17 protein-coding genes are annotated in these 18545 nt (G+C 63.9%); 15 read left to right on the top strand and 2 right to left on the bottom strand.

The annotated features are described in order from the left end of the window. Nucleotides 1–35 precede the first annotated feature (35 nt). The 13 genes from bamA (at nucleotide 36) to ACSFB7_RS12395 (ending at nucleotide 14411) form a co-directional block, all read left to right on the top strand. The gene (gene bamA / locus ACSFB7_RS12455) at nucleotides 36–2507 is read left to right on the top strand and encodes an outer membrane protein assembly factor BamA (RefSeq protein ID WP_435471035.1); all 2472 of its coding nucleotides are present in this window, start codon (nucleotides 36–38) and stop codon (nucleotides 2505–2507) included. Beyond that, nucleotides 2508–3056, top strand: coding sequence for an OmpH/Skp family outer membrane protein (locus ACSFB7_RS12450; RefSeq protein WP_435470455.1), 549 nt, complete (start codon nucleotides 2508–2510; stop codon nucleotides 3054–3056). It abuts the gene before it with no gap. Between the two features lie 14 nt (nucleotides 3057–3070). After that, nucleotides 3071–4048, top strand: a complete 978-nt coding sequence (lpxD, locus tag ACSFB7_RS12445) for a UDP-3-O-(3-hydroxymyristoyl)glucosamine N-acyltransferase (protein ID WP_435470453.1) — start codon at nucleotides 3071–3073, stop codon at nucleotides 4046–4048. A 23-nt stretch (nucleotides 4049–4071) separates the two neighbouring features. Further along, nucleotides 4072–4521, top strand: a complete 450-nt coding sequence (fabZ, locus tag ACSFB7_RS12440; RefSeq protein ID WP_307576989.1) for a 3-hydroxyacyl-ACP dehydratase FabZ — start codon at nucleotides 4072–4074, stop codon at nucleotides 4519–4521. A 24-nt stretch (nucleotides 4522–4545) separates the two neighbouring features. Next, nucleotides 4546–5334, top strand: a complete 789-nt coding sequence (gene lpxA, locus ACSFB7_RS12435; protein ID WP_435470451.1) for an acyl-ACP--UDP-N-acetylglucosamine O-acyltransferase — start codon at nucleotides 4546–4548, stop codon at nucleotides 5332–5334. A 10-nt stretch (nucleotides 5335–5344) separates the two neighbouring features. Next, on the top strand, nucleotides 5345–6493 hold the full coding sequence (gene lpxB, locus ACSFB7_RS12430) for a lipid-A-disaccharide synthase (RefSeq protein WP_435470449.1): 1149 nt from the start codon (nucleotides 5345–5347) through the stop codon (nucleotides 6491–6493). After that, on the top strand, nucleotides 6465–7193 hold the full coding sequence (rnhB, locus tag ACSFB7_RS12425; protein WP_435470447.1) for a ribonuclease HII: 729 nt from the start codon (nucleotides 6465–6467) through the stop codon (nucleotides 7191–7193). The genes lpxB and rnhB overlap by 29 nt, the downstream gene beginning before the upstream one ends. A gap of 10 nt (nucleotides 7194–7203) precedes the next feature. Then, nucleotides 7204–7989, top strand: a complete 786-nt coding sequence (locus ACSFB7_RS12420) for a TrmH family RNA methyltransferase (RefSeq protein ID WP_435470445.1) — start codon at nucleotides 7204–7206, stop codon at nucleotides 7987–7989. A 139-nt stretch (nucleotides 7990–8128) separates the two neighbouring features. Then, nucleotides 8129–9322 (top strand): glutamine-hydrolyzing carbamoyl-phosphate synthase small subunit, encoded by a 1194-nt coding sequence (carA, locus tag ACSFB7_RS12415; RefSeq protein WP_435470443.1) that lies wholly within the window; start codon nucleotides 8129–8131, stop codon nucleotides 9320–9322. After that, nucleotides 9315–12563 carry a carbamoyl-phosphate synthase large subunit gene (carB, locus tag ACSFB7_RS12410; RefSeq protein WP_435470441.1) on the top strand — a complete coding sequence of 1083 codons (3249 nt, stop codon included), beginning with the start codon at nucleotides 9315–9317 and terminating at the stop codon, nucleotides 12561–12563. Before carA ends, carB begins: the two co-directional genes overlap by 8 nt. A gap of 8 nt (nucleotides 12564–12571) precedes the next feature. Further along, the gene (locus tag ACSFB7_RS12405) at nucleotides 12572–13441 is read left to right on the top strand and encodes a Kdo hydroxylase KdoO (protein ID WP_435470439.1); all 870 of its coding nucleotides are present in this window, start codon (nucleotides 12572–12574) and stop codon (nucleotides 13439–13441) included. 65 nt (nucleotides 13442–13506) lie between these two features. Further along, nucleotides 13507–13983: a transcription elongation factor GreA gene (gene greA / locus ACSFB7_RS12400; RefSeq protein WP_435470437.1), complete on the top strand. Its 477-nt coding sequence runs from the start codon at nucleotides 13507–13509 to the stop codon at nucleotides 13981–13983. A gap of 11 nt (nucleotides 13984–13994) precedes the next feature. Beyond that, complete coding sequence (locus tag ACSFB7_RS12395; protein ID WP_187110587.1) at nucleotides 13995–14411, top strand: DUF4149 domain-containing protein; 417 nt, start codon at nucleotides 13995–13997, stop codon at nucleotides 14409–14411. 33 nt (nucleotides 14412–14444) lie between these two features. Here ACSFB7_RS12395 and ACSFB7_RS12390 read toward each other — a convergent pair whose 3' ends face one another. Together ACSFB7_RS12390 and ACSFB7_RS12385 are read right to left on the bottom strand one after the other, a co-directional pair. After that, nucleotides 14445–15203, bottom strand: coding sequence for a glycosyltransferase (locus ACSFB7_RS12390; RefSeq protein WP_435470435.1), 759 nt, complete (start codon nucleotides 15201–15203; stop codon nucleotides 14445–14447). Between the two features lie 2 nt (nucleotides 15204–15205). Next, the gene (locus ACSFB7_RS12385) at nucleotides 15206–15685 is read right to left on the bottom strand and encodes a YhbY family RNA-binding protein (protein ID WP_435470434.1); all 480 of its coding nucleotides are present in this window, start codon (nucleotides 15683–15685) and stop codon (nucleotides 15206–15208) included. Nucleotides 15686–15716: 31 nt separating this feature from the next. On the opposite strand from ACSFB7_RS12385, the gene ACSFB7_RS12380 reads away from it, so the two are divergent. After that, on the top strand, nucleotides 15717–16385 hold the full coding sequence (locus ACSFB7_RS12380) for an RlmE family RNA methyltransferase (RefSeq protein ID WP_435470432.1): 669 nt from the start codon (nucleotides 15717–15719) through the stop codon (nucleotides 16383–16385). A 167-nt stretch (nucleotides 16386–16552) separates the two neighbouring features. Then, nucleotides 16553–18469: an ATP-dependent zinc metalloprotease FtsH gene (gene ftsH, locus ACSFB7_RS12375; protein WP_187110583.1), complete on the top strand. Its 1917-nt coding sequence runs from the start codon at nucleotides 16553–16555 to the stop codon at nucleotides 18467–18469. Nucleotides 18470–18545 lie beyond the last annotated feature (76 nt).

The raw sequence follows: 18545 nt of genomic DNA, 5'->3' as shown, positions 1-18545 counted from the left end.
TCTGCTGGCCCCTTCCGTGCCGGCTCAATTCACAGATGAACAAAAACTTCAGTCGCTTTCGCCTGCGTAGCGTTGCCGCGGTGGTTGCCAGCGCTTTGGCAGCCACAGCAGCTTGGGCCATCGAGCCCTTCACGGTACGCGACATTCGCGTCGAAGGCTTGCAGCGCGTCGAGGCCGGTACGATCTTCGCGTCGCTGCCCCTGCGCGTCGGCGATACCTACAGCGACGAGCGCGGTTCCGCCGCGATCCGCGCGTTGTTCGACCTGGGGTTGTTCAAGGATGTGCGCATCGACGTGAACGGCAATGTGCTGGTGGTGATCGTCGAAGAGCGGCCCACCATTGCAGACGTCGATTTTGTGGGCGCCAAGGAATTCGACAAGGCAGCGCTGCAAAAGGCACTGCGCGAGATTGGCCTGACCGACGGGCGTCCGTTCGACAAGGCCCTGGCCGACCGCGCCGAGCAGGAGCTCAAGCGCCAATACGTGAGCCGCAGCCTCTACAACGCGCAGGTCGTGACCACCGTCACGCCCATCGAGCGCAACCGCGTCAACCTGACGTTCACCGTCACCGAAGGCGAGTCGGCTCGCATCCGTGAAGTCCACGTGGTCGGCAACAAAGCCTTCAGCGAATCGACGCTGCTCAGCTTGTTCGACCAGGACAGCGGCGGTTACCTGAGCTGGTATACCAAGTCCAACCAGTACTCGCGCGCCAAGCTCACCGCCGACCTTGAAACGCTGCGCTCGTACTACATCACGCGCGGCTACCTTGAGTTCCGCATCGATTCGACCCAGGTTGCCATTTCGCCAGACCGCAAGGACCTGACGGTGACGGTCAACATCACCGAAGGCGAGAAGTTCGTGGTGGCGGGCGTCAAGCTCGATGGCAACTACCTCGGCCGCGATGATGAATTCAAGTCGTTGATCACGATCAAGCCGGGCGAGCCCTACAACGGCGATCAGGTCACCGAGACCACCAAGGCCTTCAACGACTATTTCAGCTCTTTCGGCTATGCCTTTGCCAAGGTGCAGGCGCGTCCCGAAATCGACCGCGCCAACAACCGCGTCACGTTGACGCTGCAGGCCGAGCCTTCGCGCCGCGTCTATGTGCGCCGTGTTTCTGTTGGCGGGAACAACAAGACACGCGACGAAGTGATCCGGCGCGAATTCCGCCAGTTCGAAGCCTCCTGGTACGACGGCGACAAGATCAAGCTCTCCCGCGATCGCGTGGACCGCCTTGGCTTCTTCACCGATGTGAACGTCGAGACGCAGGAAGTGGCGGGCACGCCCGACCAGGTGGATCTGGTCATCAATGTGGTCGAGAAGCCGACCGGTAGTCTCCAGCTCGGTGCGGGTTATTCGAGCTCGGACAAGGTGGCGTTGACCTTCGGTATCTCGCAGGAGAACGTGTTCGGCTCGGGCAACTTCCTGGGTGTGCAGGTCAACACCAGCAAGTACAACCGCACGCTGTCGCTGACCACGACCGATCCTTACTTCACCAAGGATGGCATCTCGCGCACCATCAGCGTCTATCACACGACGACCCGTCCGTATTCGACGACTATCGATGGCGACTACAAGCTGGTCAATCAGGGCGCATCGATCCGCTTTGGCGTGCCGTTCAGCGAAGTCGACACGGTGTTCTTCGGCGTGGGGCTTGAGCGGTATGCATTCAATCCGAATACGTCCACGGCGTTCGCTGGGCTCACAACGCCGCGGTCTTACCTCAATTATTTCGGATGCCAGCTCAACCAGGCCCCGATTCCCAACGGATTCCTGCCCGCGACGCCTATCGGTTTCGCTGTGACCGGTTGCTCGACTGACAGTGTCTGGGGCGTGCCGCTGACTGTGGGTTGGGGGCGCGACAGCCGCGACAGCGCGCTGATTCCGACCAGCGGGGTGCTCCAGCGTGCCAATCTGGAATTGGGGATTGGTGGTGACATGAAGTACATCAAGACCAACTACCAGTACCAGCAGTTCTTCCCGATCAACAAGCAGTACACCGTTGCGATCAATGGCGAGGTCGGTTACGCCAAGGCGCTGGGCGGCAAGGTCTACCCGATCTTCAAGAACTTCTATGCTGGTGGTTTGGGGTCGATTCGCGGCTTTGAGCAAAACTCGCTGGGCCCGCGCGATGTGCCGCTTCTGGGCCAAACTGAAGGCGCCGCATTGGGCGGTACCAAGAAGGCCATCTTCAGTGCCCAGCTCAGCACACCATTCCCGGGTGCTGGCAATGACCGCACGCTGCGTCTGTACAGCTTCTTCGACATCGGCAATGTGTTCGGCTCGCGTGCTGCCGGCCTCACTGATGCACAGTGGAAGGCGCAGAAGAAGTTGCGCGCTTCGGTGGGTGTCGGTATCAGCTGGATTTCGCCGCTCGGTCCACTGAGCCTTGCTTATGCCTTCCCTGTCATGTCCCAAAAGGAAGTGCTGGATCCTGCCACTGGTTTCATCCAGATCCCGAAGGATAGAATCCAGCGCCTCCAATTCCAGATCGGAACGTCTTTCTAAATGAAGCATTTGATTCGCGCCGCAGCAGGTGCGTTGTTGGTCCCCGTTTTCCTGCTCGCTGCTGCGCCTGCTCAGGCGCAGGAAACCTTTCGCATCGGGTTCGTGAATCCGGACCGCGTGCTGCGCGAAGCGCAGCCCGCCAAGGCTGCCCAGGCGAAGCTCGAAGCCGAGTTTCTCAAGCGCGAAAAGGATTTGACGGCGCAGGGCGACGCACTGAAAACGGCCTCGGAGAAGTTCGAGCGCGAGGCGCCGACGTTGTCTGAAAGCCAACGGGTTTCGCGTCAACGTGCACTCGTCGACCAGGACCGCGATTTCCAGCGCAAGCGCCGTGAATTCCAGGAAGACCTGAACGCCCGCAAGAACGAAGAACTCCAGCAGGTCTATGAACGTGCCAACCGTGTGGTGAAGCAGGTGGCGGAAGCTGAAAAGTACGACGCCATCTTGCAGGAAGCGATCTACATCAATCCGAAGCACGACATCACCGACAAGGTGATCAAGGCGCTGAACGCCTCGGCGGCCGGCTCTTCTGCGCCTGCGGCCGGCAAGTAACGCCGCGAACCGGCGTGTCGCTGCAGCTCGGAGCCATTGTTGACGCCCTCGGGGGCGAGCTTCATGGGGACGCCACGCTGTCCATCGAGCGGCTTTCACCGCTTCAGAATGCACAGCCCGACGCGCTCAGCTTCCTGAGTCATCCCAAGTACCAACAGGAGCTGGCGGCCTCGAAGGCTGCCTGCGTGATCGTGTCGCCTGCCATGCGCGAGGCAGCCGAGGCACGTGGCGCATTCATCGTCACGCCCGATCCCTATTTCTACTTCGCGCGCCTGACACAGCTCTGGAAGGCGCATCACGCGCGTCCGGACGCCGATCGCATTCACCCCAGCGCGGTAATCCATGCCGAAGCGCAAGTCGACGCCACGGCGCGCATCGGCGCGCTTTGCGTGGTGGAGCGGGGCGCACGCATTGGCGCAGGCACGGTATTGAAGTCGCGCGTGACTGTCAGTGAAGACTGCACCATCGGCGAGCGTTGCCTGCTACACCCGGGCGTGGTCATCGGGGCCGATGGCTTCGGCCTCGCGTTGCATGAAGGTCAGTGGGTCAAGATCGAGCAACTGGGCGCTGTGCGCATCGGCAACGACGTCGAGATCGGTGCCAACACCTGTATCGACCGAGGCGCGCTCGACGACACCGTGATCGAAGACGGTGTGAAGCTCGACAACCTGATCCAGATCGGCCACAACGTGCGTGTCGGCAAGAACACCGCCATGGCCGGCTGTGTCGGCGTGGCCGGCAGCGCCACCATCGGCGCGAACTGCACCTTTGGCGGCGGCGCCATCGTGCTGGGCCATCTGACGGTGGCCGATGGCGTGCACGTGTCCGCCGCCACCACGGTAACCCGTTCGATTCACAAGGCCGGCCAGTACACCGGCATGTTTCCCATCGATGACAATGTGAACTGGGAAAAGAATGCGGCAACGCTCAAGCAGTTGCACAGCCTGCGCGAACGACTGAAGGCGCTGGAGAAAGCCCTCTCGAAAAAATGACGACGATGCAGGAACAGAACATCATGACGACGACGCTCGATATCCACCAAATTCTCAAGTTGCTGCCGCATCGCTACCCGTTCCTTCTGGTGGACCGGGTGCTCGACATGGAAAAGGGCAAGCGCATCACGGCACTGAAGAACGTGACGATGAACGAGCCCTTCTTCAACGGCCATTTCCCACATCGTCCGGTGATGCCGGGCGTGCTGATGCTCGAAGCCATGGCGCAGGCCGCGGCGCTGCTGTCGTTCCACTCGCTCGACATCGTGCCGGACGACAACACCGTCTACTACTTCGCGGCCATCGACGGCGCGCGTTTCAAGCGGCCTGTGGAGCCGGGCGACCAGCTCACGCTCGAGGTCGAGATCGAACGCATGAAGGCAGGCATCTCGAAGTTCAAGGGGCGCGCCCGGGTCGGCAGCGAACTCGCCTGTGAAGCCACGTTGATGTGCGCCATGCGCCAGATCAACTGATCCAGCCGCAGTCATTTGCAAGGCATGACCCAGGTTCATTCGACAGCACTCGTCGACCCCAAGGCAGAACTCGACGCCTCGGTGTCGGTCGGGCCCTATACCGTGATCGGTCCGCATGTGCGGATCGGCGCGGGCACCACCATCGGCGCGCATTGCGTGATCGAAGGGCGGACAACCATCGGGCGCGACAACCGGATTTTTCAGTTCTCGTCGCTCGGCGCGGTGCCGCAAGACAAGAAGTACGCGGGCGAGCCGACCGAACTGGTCATTGGCGACCGCAACCTCATTCGCGAGTTCTGCACCTTCAATCTCGGCGTGCCGGGGGCAGGCGGTGTGACGCGCGTGGGCCATGACAACTGGATCATGGCCTACACCCACATTGCGCATGACTGCCGCGTCGACAACCACACCACGCTGGCCAACCAGACGACGCTGGCTGGCCACGTGCATCTGGCCGATTGGGTCACAGTGGGCGGGTTGACCGGCATTCACCAGTTCGTGTCGGTCGGCGCCCACGCCATGATCGGTTTCGGCAGCGCGGTGACGCAGGACGTGCCGCCGTTCATGCTGGTCGATGGCAACCCGCTGGCGGTTCGCGGCTTCAATGTCGTGGGCCTGCGCCGGCGTGAATTTTCGGCGCAGCGGCTCGCGGCGGTGAAGCAGATGCATCGTCTGCTGTATCGCCAGGGCAAGACGCTCGAAGAAGCGCGTGCGGACATCGCGGCGCTGGCGACCGAAATGCCGGAAGCCGCCGAGGACGTCGCGTTGATGGAATCCTTCATCGCCAGCTCGACGCGCGGCATCGCGCGCTGACGTGACCGCGATGCAGACGGACGCACAGCGACGCTTCGCGCTGGTCGCGGGAGAAGCCTCCGGCGACCTGCTCGCCGGTCTGCTGCTCGATGGTCTTCATGCCCGGTGGCCTGCATTGCAGACGGCAGGCATCGGCGGTCCCCGCATGTTGGCCCATGGTTTCCAGAGCTGGTGGCCGCAGGAAAAGCTCGCGGTTCGCGGCTACATCGAGGTGCTGCGCCACTACGCCGAGATCGCCGGCATTCGCCGCCAGCTCAAGGCCCGTCTGTTGCGCGAGTGGCCTGAACTGTTCATCGGCGTTGATGCGCCCGATTTCAACCTTGACCTCGAAGCCGGACTGCGCAGCCGCGGCATGAAGACCGTGCATTTCGTCTGCCCGTCGATCTGGGCCTGGCGCGCGGACCGCATCGAGAAGATCCGGGCTGCGGCCGATCATGTGCTGTGCATCTTCCCGTTCGAGCCCGCGCTGCTGGAAGAGCACGGCGTGGCCGCCAGCTATGTGGGCCATCCGCTGGCCAATGTGATTCCGATGACCCCCGACCGTGCCAGCGCGCGCGCCGCACTGGGTCTGGTGCCCGATGCACAGGTCGTTGCGCTGTTGCCTGGCAGCCGCCGCTCGGAAGTGCGCTACCTGGCCGCCCGGTTCTTCGCCGCCGCGGCACTGATGCAGAAGGCGCGACCCGCGCTCCAGTTCGTGGCGCCGATCCTGCCGGGGCTGCGCGCGGAGGTCGAAGCGCTGCTGCAGGCCAGCGGCATGACCGGCCGCGTGAAGCTGCTTGATGGCCAGTCGCACGCCGCGCTGGCCGCCTGCGACGTCACGCTGATCGCCAGCGGCACGGCGACGCTCGAAGCGGCGCTGTTCAAGCGGCCGATGGTCATTGCGTACAACATGAACGCGCTCTCGTGGCGCCTGATGCAGCGCAAGCAACTGCAGCCATGGGTCGGCCTGCCCAACATCCTGTGCCGCGAGTTCGTGGTGCCCGAGTTGCTGCAGGAGGCCGCCACGCCGGAAGCTCTGGCCCAGTCCACGCTGGCCTGGCTCGACGCGCCAGAGAAGACGCAGGCTCTGCAACAAAGATTTTCCGAGCTGCACTCGCAATTGCAGCGCGATACGCCGACACTTTGCGCCGATGCGATCCAGAAAGTTCTTGAAGGCTGAGCAGGCCCCGCTGGTGTGGGATGCGCCAGGCCTGCTCGCGGGCGTCGATGAGGCGGGGCGCGGCCCCCTGGCCGGCCCGGTGGTGGCCGCGGCCGTGATCCTCGACGACCTGCGGCCGATTCGTGGCCTGGCCGACTCCAAGACCCTCACGGCCCTGCAGCGTGAACGCCTGCACGACCAGATTCTGGCCAAGGCCCTGTGCTGCTCGATCGCGCACGCCACGGTCGAGGAAATCGACACCCACAACATCCTGCAGGCCACGATGCTCGCGATGCGCCGCGCGGTCGAAGGGCTGCGCCTGAAGCCGGCGAAGGTGCTGGTCGACGGCAACCGCCTGCCGACGCTCGACGTGCTGGCCGAGGCCATCGTCAAGGGCGACTCGCTGGTCAAGGCGATCTCTGCCGCGTCGATCCTGGCCAAGGTGCACCGCGACCGGCTGTGCGAGCAGCTGCATACCGAATTTCCGCACTACGGCTTTGCTGGCCACAAGGGCTACGGCACGCCTGAACACCTGGAGGCGCTGAAGCGCCACGGGGCCTGCGTGCATCACCGCAAGTCGTTCAGCCCGGTGGCTGCGGCGCTGGCGCGCACGGCAGCGGCCGCCGCGAGCGTCGTCGTGGTGCCGGCAGGGGCCGCGTCAGCCGCGATGGTCATTGGCGCCTCGGAGCCTGTGCGGCTCGACCTGCGCGCTGCGCCTTGACGAACCCCCAATGACATCCGAAGCCGGCGCCAGCCACATCAGCTCACGCGACAACCCGCTGCTCAAGGACCTGCGCAAGCTGGCCCAGGACCCGGGCGCCTACCGCAAATTGGGCCGCATCTGGCTTGAGGGCGATCACCTGTGCCGGGCCGCGCTGGCGCGCGGCGTGAAGCCGGCCATCGCGGTGTTTTCAGAGTCTTTCTGGTCCAAGGCGCATGCCGAATGGACGGATGGTGCTATCAAAACCGTAGTGGTCAGCGACGATCTGCTGCGCGGCGTCAGCGGCCTGGAGTCGCCCGCGCCCATGGGCTTCGTGCTGGATCTGACGGCACGTCCAGAGCTGATTCCCGACGCGCCCAGCGTGGTGCTCGACCGCCTGCAGGACGCCGGCAATGCCGGCTCCATCCTGCGCAGTGCAGCCGCCTTCGGTTTCACCCAGGTGATCGCGCTCAAGGGCACGGCCGCGCTCTGGGCGCCGAAGGTGCTGCGCGCGGGCATGGGCGCCCATTTCGGCCTGCGGCTGATCGAGGGCGTCGAGGCTGAGCTGCTCGACGGCCTGAAGGTGCCGCTCGTGGCGACCAGCTCCCATCGCGGCGAATGGCTGCACAAGGCCCGCCTGCCGCACCCTTGCGCCTGGCTGATGGGCCATGAAGGGCAGGGCGTTTCGCCCGTGCTTGAAGCCCGCGCGACGCACCACATCCGCATTGCCCAGCCCGGTGGTGAAGAGTCGCTGAACGTGGCTGCAGCCGCCGCCATCTGCCTGCACGCGAGCGGAGCGGCCCTTCAGGTCGGATAGGGTCGCAGTCCGGGCTACAATCGGGGGCTTACTCGCAATAGCGTCGCCCGGCCGCCTTTCACGCCAAAATCCCCTTAAGCAGCAGTCCGCAGGCAACGCGCCTGGGGCTCCGGGCGACCGTAACCATTCGGAGAACCCAGTGCTTTTGTCTCTCAAGGGAAACTTCCCGCCCGCCATCCTGGCGCTCGCAGACGGCACGGTCTTTCAAGGCAATTCGATCGGAGCCGCCGGCTCCACGACCGGTGAAGTGGTGTTCAACACCGCCATGACCGGTTACCAGGAAATCCTCACCGACCCGAGCTACTGCCAGCAGATCGTCACCCTGACGTATCCGCACATCGGCAACTACGGCGTCAACGGGGAAGACATCGAAGCCGAAAAGATCCATGCCGCGGGCCTGATCATCAAGGACCTGCCCCTCGTCGCCTCCAACTTCCGCAAGACCGCCACGCTGAGCGAATACCTCGTGGCCGGCAAGACGGTGGCCATTGCCAACATCGACACCCGCAAGCTCACGCGCCATCTGCGAACCCATGGTGCGCAGAACGGCTGCATCCTGGGCCTGGCCGCGGGCGAAGCCATCACGCAGGCGCTGATCGACAAGGCCATTGCCGCCGCCAAGGCCGCGCCGAGCATGTCCGGCCTCGACCTTGCCAAGGTGGTGTCGGTCACGCAGACCTACGAATGGACCGAAACCGAGTGGAAGCTCGGTTCGGGCTACGGCGTGCAGATCACGCCGAAGTTCCACGTCGTCGCCTTCGACTACGGCGTCAAGAAGAACATCCTGCGCATGATCGCGCAGCGCGGCGCGCGCATCACGGTGGTTCCGGCGCAAACGCCTGCTGCCGACGTGCTCAAGCTCAAGCCCGATGGCATCTTCCTGGCCAACGGCCCCGGCGATCCGGAGCCTTGCGACTACGCCATCAGCGCCGTCAAGGAGCTGATCGAGACCGGCATTCCCACCTTCGGCATCTGCCTGGGCCACCAGATCATGGCGCTGGCCTCGGGCGCGAAGACCTTCAAGATGAAGTTCGGCCACCACGGCGCGAACCATCCGGTGAAGGACCTGGACAACGGCCGCGTGAGCATCACCAGCCAGAACCACGGCTTCGCGGTCGACGAGAAGTCGCTGCCGGCCAACCTGCGTCCCACGCACATCAGCCTGTTCGACAACACGCTGCAGGGCCTGGCCCGCACCGACAAGCCCGCGTTCTGCTTCCAGGGTCACCCGGAAGCCTCGCCGGGCCCGCACGACATCGGCTATTTGTTCGATCGCTTCACGGCACTCATGGAAAAGAACAAGACGGAAAAGACGGAGAAAGAGAATGCCTAAGCGTACAGACCTCAAATCGATCCTCATCATCGGCGCCGGCCCGATCATCATCGGCCAGGCCTGCGAGTTCGACTACTCCGGCGTGCAAGCCTGCAAGGCGCTGCGCGAAGAGGGCTACAAGGTCATCCTGATCAACAGCAACCCCGCGACGATCATGACCGACCCGGCCACCGCCGACGTCACCTACATCGAGCCCATCACCTGGCAGACGGTCGAGAAAATCATCGCCAAGGAACGCCCCGACGCGATCCTGCCGACCATGGGCGGCCAGACCGCGCTGAACTGCGCGCTGGACCTCTGGCGCAACGGCGTGCTCGACAAGTACACCGGCGCGGCCACCAACAAGCCTGTCGAGCTGATCGGCGCCACGCCCGAAGCCATCGACAAGGCCGAAGACCGCCTGAAGTTCAAGGACGCGATGACCAAGATCGGTCTCGGTTCGGCGCGCTCGGGTATCGCGCACACGATGGACGAAGCCTGGGCCGTGCAGAAGACGCTCGGTTTCCCGACCGTCATCCGTCCCAGCTTCACGCTCGGCGGCACGGGCGGTGGCATCGCTTACAACCCCGACGAATTCGAGACCATCTGCAAGCGCGGCATCGAAGCCTCGCCGACCAACGAGCTGCTGATCGAAGAATCGCTGCTCGGCTGGAAAGAGTACGAGATGGAAGTCGTGCGCGACAAGGCCGACAACTGCATCATCGTCTGCTCCATCGAAAACCTCGACCCGATGGGCGTGCACACCGGCGACTCGATCACCGTGGCCCCCGCGCAGACGCTGAGCGACAAGGAATACCAGATCCTGCGCAACGCCTCGCTGGCCGTGCTGCGCGAGATCGGCGTGGACACCGGTGGCTCGAACGTTCAGTTCTCCATCAACCCGAAGGACGGGCGCATGGTCGTCATCGAGATGAACCCGCGCGTGTCGCGTTCGTCGGCGCTGGCCTCCAAGGCCACGGGTTTCCCGATCGCCAAGGTCGCGGCCAAGCTGGCCGTGGGCTACACGCTCGACGAGCTGCGCAACGAAATCACCGGCGGCGCCACGCCCGCATCGTTCGAACCGTCGATCGACTACGTGGTCACTAAGATCCCGCGTTTCGCGTTCGAAAAATTCCCGCAGGCCGACTCGCGCCTCACGACGCAGATGAAGTCGGTTGGCGAGGTGATGGCCATGGGGCGCACCTTCCAGGAGTCGTTCCAGAAGGCATTGCGCGGCCTCGAAGTGGGCGTCGATGGCCTGAACGAGAAGACGCAGGACCGCGAAGTGCTCGAAAAGGAACTGGGCGAGCCCGGTCCCGAGCGCATCTGGTACGTGGGCGATGCCTTCGCCATGGGCCTGAGCGTGGATGAAGTGTTCGCGCTGACCAAGATCGACCCGTGGTTCCTGGTGCAGATCGAAGAGATCGTGAAGATCGAACTCGAACTGGAAACCAAGTCGCTGGACGACATCGACAAGGACACGCTGCTCGCGCTGAAGAAGAAGGGTTTCTCCGACCGTCGCCTCGCGCGCCAGTTGAAGACCACCGACACCGCGATCCGCGAAAAGCGCCGTGCCCTGGGCGTGCGCCCGGTCTACAAGCGCGTGGACACCTGCGCGGCCGAGTTCGCGACCAACACGGCCTACATGTACTCGACCTATGAAGACGAGTGCGAAGCCGACCCGACGGACAAGAAGAAGATCATGGTGCTCGGCGGCGGTCCCAACCGCATCGGCCAGGGCATCGAGTTCGACTACTGCTGCGTGCACGCCGCGCTCGCGATGCGCGAGGACGGCTACGAGACCATCATGGTCAACTGCAACCCCGAGACCGTGTCGACCGACTACGACACGTCCGACCGCCTGTACTTCGAGCCGCTGACGCTCGAAGACGTGCTGGAGATCGTCGACAAGGAAAAGCCGCTCGGCGTGATCGTGCAGTACGGCGGCCAGACGCCGTTGAAGCTCGCGCTCGACCTCGAAGCCAATGGCGTGCCGATCATCGGCACCTCGCCCGACATGATCGACGCGGCCGAAGACCGCGAGCGCTTCCAGAAGCTGCTGCACGAACTGGGTCTGCGCCAGCCGCCGAATGCCACCGCGCGCACCGAACCCGAAGCGCTCGAAAAGGCCGCTGCCCTCGGTTATCCGCTGGTGGTGCGCCCGAGCTACGTGCTGGGCGGCCGCGCGATGGAAATCGTGCACGAGCAACGCGACCTCGAGCGCTACATGCGTGAAGCGGTCAAGGTGAGCAATGACTCGCCGGTGCTGCTCGACCGCTTTCTCAACGACGCCGTCGAGTGCGACGTCGACTGCATCCGCGACGCCGAAGGCGGCACGCTGATCGGCGGCGTGATGGAGCACATCGAGCAAGCCGGCGTGCACTCGGGCGACTCCGCCTGCTCGCTGCCGCCCTACAGCCTGAACGCCGACACCATCGCCGAACTGAAACGCCAGAGCGCCGCGATGGCGAAGGCACTGAACGTGGTCGGCCTGATGAACGTGCAGTTCGCGATCCAGCAAAAGGATGGCAAGGACGTCATCTACGTGCTCGAAGTGAACCCGCGCGCCTCGCGCACCGTGCCTTACGTGAGCAAGGCCACCGGCATCCAGCTCGCCAAGGTGGCGGCACGCTGCATGGCCGGCCAGTCGCTGGCTTCGCAGGGCGTCACGAAGGAAGTGACTCCGCCGTACTTCAGCGTGAAGGAAGCCGTATTCCCGTTCGTCAAGTTCCCGGGCGTGGACACCATCCTCGGCCCCGAGATGAAGTCGACCGGCGAAGTGATGGGCGTGGGCAAGACCTTCGGCGAAGCCTTCGTGAAGTCGCAGCTTGGCGCCGGCACGCACCTGCCGAAGTCGGGCAAGGTCTTCATCTCGGTGAAGAACAACGACAAGGCGCGCGCGGTGGAAGTGGCGCGTGGCCTGGTCAAGCTCGGCTTCGTGCTGACCGCCACCAAGGGTACGGCCGCGGCCATCAACGCCGCGGGCATCGAGTGCGCGACGGTGAACAAGGTGACCGAAGGCCGTCCGCACATCGTGGACATGATCAAGAACAATGAGATTGCCTTGGTCATCAACACGGTGGAAGAGCGCCGCAACGCGATCACCGATTCGCGGCAGATCCGCACCTCGGCGCTGCTGGCCCGTGTGACCACCTTCACCACGATCTTCGGCGCCGAAGCCGCGGTCGAAGGCATGGGCTTCATGGACGAGCTCGGCGTGATCTCGGTGCAGGAGATGCACGCGCAGCTGGCTTCGGCTTGAGTGCGGTCATGGAAACCCAGCTCGTCGAACTGGACCTGAGCGACTGGAACGCGGCCACGCCCAACGAGGCGTGGATCGCGGAACTGGAAGCGGGCAAGGTGCTGTACTTTCCGCGGCTGGGCTTCGAGCTGCTGCCCGAAGAGCGCAGCCTGCTGACGCCCAGCCTGCTGTCGCCCGACGTTCGCAACATCAGCCTCGATGCCAACGGCAAGCTCAAGGGCGCCGTAGGTGATGAGGCGGTGCAGCACACGGCGGCCGCGATGGTCGGGCGGTTCCGTACGCAGGCGCAGCAACTGATTCATGGGCTGCTGCCGCACTACACGCCGGCCCTGCGCCTCGCACCCACGAGCTACCGGCCGGCACAGGTCGAGACGCGCGTGCAGTCGTGGCGTGCCGACGACCGGCGGCTGCATGTCGACGCCTTCCCGTCGCGGCCCAACTACGGCGAACGCATCCTGCGGGTGTTCACCAACGTCAATCCCGAAGGCGCACCGCGCGTGTGGCGCGTGGGCGAGCCTTTCGAGGACATCGCCAAGCGCTTCCTGCCGCGTGCCAAGCCCTACGCGCGCTGGCAGGCGAAGCTGCTGCAGGCGCTGCATGTGACCAAGTCGTTCCGCAGCGAGTACGACCACCTGATGCTGCAACTGCACGACGCCATGAAGTCGGACATGGCGTACCAGGAAAGCTCGCCGCAAGAGACAGCGAAATTCCCGCCCGGCTCGGTGTGGGTTTGCTTCTCCGACCAGACCTCGCACGCCGTGATGGCGGGCCAGTACATGCTCGAGCAGACGCTTCATCTGGCCGCGTCGAAGCAATACAATCCCGAATCGAGCCCGCTCGCCATCCTGAGCCGGCTGACCGGACGCACACTCGTCTGATCTTGTCCCTCATCGACCGCCGAACGGCAGCGTTCGGCGGTTTCGCTTTATGGAGAACCAACAACATGGCCACCATCCCCATCACCAAGCGCGGCGCTGAAAAACTGCGTGCGGAACTGCATCAACTCAAGACGGTGGAGCGTCCCTGGGTCATCAACGCCATCTCGGAAGCGCGTGCCCAGGGCGACCTGAGCGAGAACGCCGAATACGAAGTCGCGAAAGACCGCCAGGGCTTCATCGAAGGCCGCATCCAGGAAGTCGAAGGCAAGCTGTCGGCCGCACAGATCATCGATCCGAGCGAGCTCGATGCCGGCGGCAAGGTCGTCTTTGGCTCGACCGTCGAGCTCGAAGAAGAAGAGAGCGGCGACGCGGTGAAGTATCAGATCGTTGGCGAAGACGAGGCCGACCTGAAGCTCGGTCTCATCAACATCTCCAGCCCGATCGCGCGTGCGCTGATCGGCAAGGAAGAGGGCGACACGGCCGAAGTGCAGGCGCCGGGCGGCCTGAAGCGCTACGAGATCGTGGCTGTTCGCTACCTCTGAGCACGCATTCGATGAAAGACCGCGTGGCGCTGATGCTGGCCGCCTTCTGGTGGGGCAGCCTCACCACGATCGGCTTTCTGGTGGTGCCGATGCTGTTCGCCAGGCTCGGCAACCCCTCGGTGGCTGGCAACTTCGCCGGTCAGTTGTTCGAGGCGCAAAGCTGGATTGCGATTGCCTGCGGGCTGATCCTGCTGATCCATTTCCGCGCCAAGGCGGACGAGCGCATGGATGGCCCTGCGTTGACGGCCATCTTCCTGATCCTGGGGGCTTTGCTGCTGGCGCTGCTTCAGCAGTACGCCGTGGCGCCGCGCATTCTTGCGCGTGAAAACCTCAAGCTCTGGCACGCCGTGGGCAGCGGCATGTACCTTGTGCAATGGCTGTGCGCCGGTGTGCTGCTTTGGCGCATGGGCGCTCGCGCGCCGCGCTGAACGGAAGTGGCGGCCTTCGAGGCCGCCAGCTGCTCACTCTTTCCAGAACTTCGCGACCCAGTTCGCCGGCCGGATGTAGCGGAAGGCACGGTTGCGCCGACCAGCCAATGCATCGGGCGGATTGCACTCGCCATGGAACACCATGATGCGTGCGCCTTCGGGCACGAAAGGTTCTTCCCAGTAATTGGTGGGCCAGGTCGGGATGCCGTGGTACTTGAAGCTCGGGCACCAGGCTTCGGGCCAATAGGCGAGCTTGCCCTGGCCATGGAGCACATCCGAGAGGTAAGCCTGCTCGTTGCGGTACTCGGCCTGGACCTTGTTCATGTTGGCGCGAAAGTACGCCAGCACGTCGGCATGGGCACCCAGTTCGAAGCGGTAGACCGACGAGTTGCCTGTGATTCGTCCGCGCCGCCAGGGGCGTGCGTAGTCGTGAATGATCAGGAATTCGCCGGGCTGCTCGAAGAAGGCGTCCAGGCTGCCCACGATGACCACGTCGACATCGAGGAACAGGGCGGTGCCGCGCAGGCCGTGCAGGTCCTGTTCGAAGGTCGTGAGCTTCTTCCAGGCACCGTCGCGCTGGCCAGGGGCCAGTTGCAGGTTGAGCGGGGGAATCGGCAGGCACGTCACCTCGGGGCGAATGCCATTGCCATCGTCGGTCAGGCACACGAACTTGAAGTCGCCGCTGAGGTTGCGGCGGACCATCGCATAGAGCCGGTTGACGTATTCGGGGCCGTACTTCGTGCCCCACTTCATGCAGAGGATGTGGCGCTGTGCGCCTTGCACTGCCGCCAAGCTCAGTCTGCCTGGTTGCGCTTCTTGGCCGACAGCGGCCGCTTGGCCTTGGCGCGCTTGATGGTGCCGCCAGGCGTGAGGCGCTGGTTGCCGAGCACGCGCAGGGTCTTGATTTCGGGGCGTTGGCCGCCGCGCTTGCTGTACTTCAGGATCTTGACGTCGCGCGGACCGGGCATGCGGTCTTCATCGATCACCTTTTCCTTTTCGGGGATCGGGCGCCAGAGCACCAGCAGCTTGCCGATGTGCTGGATCGGGGCCGCATTGAGCTCGTTGGCGAGTTCTTGCAGCATGGCGTCGCGGGCGAGACGGTCGTCGGAGAACACGCGCACCTTGATCAGGCCGTGGGCCTTGAGGGCGGCATCCGCCTCTTTTTTCACGGCAGGGGTGAGCCCGTCTCCACCGACCATGACGATCGGATCCAGGTGGTGAGCTTCGGCGCGGTGCACCTTGCGCTCGGCAGGGGTAAGTTGAATGGCGGGCATCCCCGTATTATCGAGGGTAGATAAGCACCTCATGAGCACTAAAGCAAAAAGCAAAAAAGTCAATAAAGCCTGGCTTCACGATCACATCAATGATCCATACGTGAAATTGGCCACGCGAGAGGGGTACCGCGCACGCGCTGCCTATAAGCTCAAGGAGATCGACGAGTCACTCGGATTGATCAAGCCGGGCCAACTTGTGGTCGACCTGGGCTCCACGCCCGGGGCCTGGAGCCAGTACCTGCGGCGGCGCATGTCGCCCGGAGGCGCCGCAGCCGGCGAGCTGAACGGCACCATCATCGCCCTCGACATGCTGCCGATGGACCCGATCGAGGGCGTGACCTTCCTGCAAGGGGATTTCCGTGAGGCAGAGCTGCTGGAGCAGGTCCTGGGCGTGCTGGCGGGCCGCAAGGCGGATGTGGTGGTGTCGGACATGGCGCCCAACCTGTCGGGTATCCATTCGGCCGATGGCGCCCGCATTGCGCACCTGATCGAGCTTGCGATCGACTTCGCCCAGCACCATCTGAAGCCCGAAGGGGCACTGGTGGCCAAGCTCTTCCATGGCGGCGGATATGACGAATCGGTCAAGCTCTTCAAGGCCAGCTTCCGTACCGTCAAGCCGTTCAAACCCAAGGCGTCCCGGGATAAATCATCCGAGACTTTCCTGGTCGGCATGGGTCTAAAGGCCACAGATACGCCTTGATACCTTGCCGCAGGGGCGTGCGCCCAGGGCGCAAACCCCTGTCAGCCTATGGCTGCTTTAGGGAAATGCCCGCTTTTCGCAGCTTGAAAAGCCTAAAATGGGGCGCAATTGCGTACCCACAGCGCGTATTTCACATTCTCGTCACGCGCTTTCGACTGGAGCTTCGTTTGAACAATCAGTGGTTTTCCAAAGTTGCCGTATGGCTCGTCATTGCCATGGTGTTGTTCACTGTGTTCAAGCAGTTCGACACCCGCGGTGGCGTCGGCTCTGGAGCAGTCAGCTACTCCGAGTTCCTTGACCAGGTCCGGAACAACCAGATCAAAAGTGCCGTCATTCCCGAGGGCGCCGGCGGCGGCGAGATCATCGCCGTCACCAATGACGACCGCAAGATCCGCACGACCGCCACGGTCCTTGACCGCGGCCTCGTGGGCGACCTGATCGACCACAACGTCAAGTTCGACGTCAAGCCGCGCGAAGAGGGCTCGCTGCTCATGACGCTGCTGGTCAGCTGGGGCCCGATGCTGCTGTTGATCGGCGTCTGGATCTACTTCATGCGCCAGATGCAGGGCGGCGGCAAGGGCGGGGCGTTCAGCTTCGGCAAGAGCAAGGCCCGCATGATGGACGAGAACAACAACACGGTGACCTTCGCCGACGTCGCGGGCTGCGACGAGGCGAAAGAAGAAGTCCGTGAAGTGGTCGACTTCCTGAAAGACCCGCAGCGCTTCCAGAAACTCGGCGGCCGCATTCCGCGCGGTCTGCTGCTGGTCGGCCCTCCGGGTACCGGCAAGACCTTGCTGGCCAAGTCGATCGCCGGCGAAGCCAAGGTGCCTTTCTTCTCGATCTCCGGTTCCGACTTCGTTGAAATGTTCGTCGGCGTGGGTGCTGCCCGTGTCCGCGACATGTTCGAGAACGCCAAGAAGAACGCGCCTTGCATCATCTTCATCGACGAAATCGATGCGGTGGGTCGCCAGCGTGGTGCCGGTCTCGGCGGTGGCAACGACGAACGCGAACAAACGCTCAACCAGATGCTGGTCGAGATGGACGGTTTCGAAACCAACCTTGGCGTGATCGTGGTGGCTGCCACCAATCGCCCGGACATCCTGGACGCCGCTCTGCTGCGCCCCGGCCGTTTCGACCGTCAGGTGTATGTCACGCTGCCCGACATCCGCGGCCGCGAACAGATCCTCGGCGTGCACATGCGCAAGGTCCCGCTGGGCCAGGACGTGAACCCGAGCGTGATCGCCCGCGGCACGCCCGGCATGTCGGGTGCCGACCTGGCCAATCTCTGCAACGAAGCAGCCCTGATGGCTGCCCGCCGCAATGCGCGCGTGGTCGAGATGCAGGACTTCGAGAAGGCCAAGGACAAGATCTTCATGGGCCCCGAGCGCAAGAGCATGGTCATGCCCGAGGAAGAGCGTCGCAACACGGCCTACCACGAGTCCGGCCACGCCCTCATCGGCAAGCTGCTGCCCAAGTGCGACCCGGTCCACAAGGTCACCATCATTCCGCGTGGACGCGCTCTGGGCGTGACCATGAGCCTGCCGGCGCAAGACCGCTACAGCTACGACCGCGAATACATGCTCAACCAGATCAGCATGCTGTTCGGTGGCCGTATCGCCGAAGAAGTGTTCATGCACCAGATGACCACCGGCGCCAGCAACGACTTCGAGCGTGCGACCTCCATCGCCCGCGACATGGTCACGCGCTACGGCATGACCGACGCGCTGGGCCCGATGGTCTACGCCGAGAACGAAGGCGAAGTGTTCCTGGGCCGCTCGGTCACCAAGACCACGACCATGAGCGAACAGACCATGGAAAAGGTTGACGGCGAAGTGCGCCGTATCATCGACGAGCAGTACGCCCTGGCGCGTGGCCTGATCGAAGCGAACAGCGACAAGATGCACGCGATGGCGAAGGCGCTGCTCGAATGGGAAACCATCGACAGCGAGCAACTCGACGACATCATGGCCGGCCGCGCACCGCGTCCGCCCAAGGACTGGACGCCGCGCACCCCTCCTTCGGGCAGCGGTGGCAGTGGCGGCACGCCGGCCGTCAATACCGACCCGGCGCCAACCGCCGCTTGAGGTGGGCTTGATATCAAGCAACAACGGGGCCTCTGGCCCCGTTTTCCATGGTGCACCGTCGGGAGCGGTCTGGCAG

It is taken from the genome of Variovorax raffinosi (assembly GCF_051216615.1).
GTDB lineage: Bacteria > Pseudomonadota > Gammaproteobacteria > Burkholderiales > Burkholderiaceae_C > Variovorax.
Note: the sequence above shows the minus strand (reverse complement) of the source record. Positions and strands in the feature narration are given on the sequence as shown.

Bases quoted from the DNA above. Each gene is read 5' to 3' on its own strand.
- lpxB (WP_435470449.1), top strand. From the start codon at position 5,345: ATGCAGACGGACGCACAGCGACGCTTCGCGCTGGTCGCGGGAGAAGCC.
- ACSFB7_RS12395 (WP_187110587.1), top strand. From the start codon at position 13,995: ATGAAAGACCGCGTGGCGCTGATGCTGGCCGCCTTCTGGTGGGGCAGC.
- ACSFB7_RS12385 (WP_435470434.1), bottom strand. From the start codon at position 15,685: ATGCCCGCCATTCAACTTACCCCTGCCGAGCGCAAGGTGCACCGCGCC.
- fabZ (WP_307576989.1), top strand. From the start codon at position 4,072: ATGACGACGACGCTCGATATCCACCAAATTCTCAAGTTGCTGCCGCAT.
- bamA (WP_435471035.1), top strand. From the start codon at position 36: ATGAACAAAAACTTCAGTCGCTTTCGCCTGCGTAGCGTTGCCGCGGTG.
- ACSFB7_RS12405 (WP_435470439.1), top strand. From the start codon at position 12,572: ATGGAAACCCAGCTCGTCGAACTGGACCTGAGCGACTGGAACGCGGCC.
- ACSFB7_RS12450 (WP_435470455.1), top strand. From the start codon at position 2,508: ATGAAGCATTTGATTCGCGCCGCAGCAGGTGCGTTGTTGGTCCCCGTT.
- greA (WP_435470437.1), top strand. From the start codon at position 13,507: ATGGCCACCATCCCCATCACCAAGCGCGGCGCTGAAAAACTGCGTGCG.
- rnhB (WP_435470447.1), top strand. From the start codon at position 6,465: ATGCGATCCAGAAAGTTCTTGAAGGCTGAGCAGGCCCCGCTGGTGTGG.
- ACSFB7_RS12420 (WP_435470445.1), top strand. From the start codon at position 7,204: ATGACATCCGAAGCCGGCGCCAGCCACATCAGCTCACGCGACAACCCG.
- carB (WP_435470441.1), top strand. From the start codon at position 9,315: ATGCCTAAGCGTACAGACCTCAAATCGATCCTCATCATCGGCGCCGGC.
- ACSFB7_RS12380 (WP_435470432.1), top strand. From the start codon at position 15,717: ATGAGCACTAAAGCAAAAAGCAAAAAAGTCAATAAAGCCTGGCTTCAC.
- lpxA (WP_435470451.1), top strand. From the start codon at position 4,546: ATGACCCAGGTTCATTCGACAGCACTCGTCGACCCCAAGGCAGAACTC.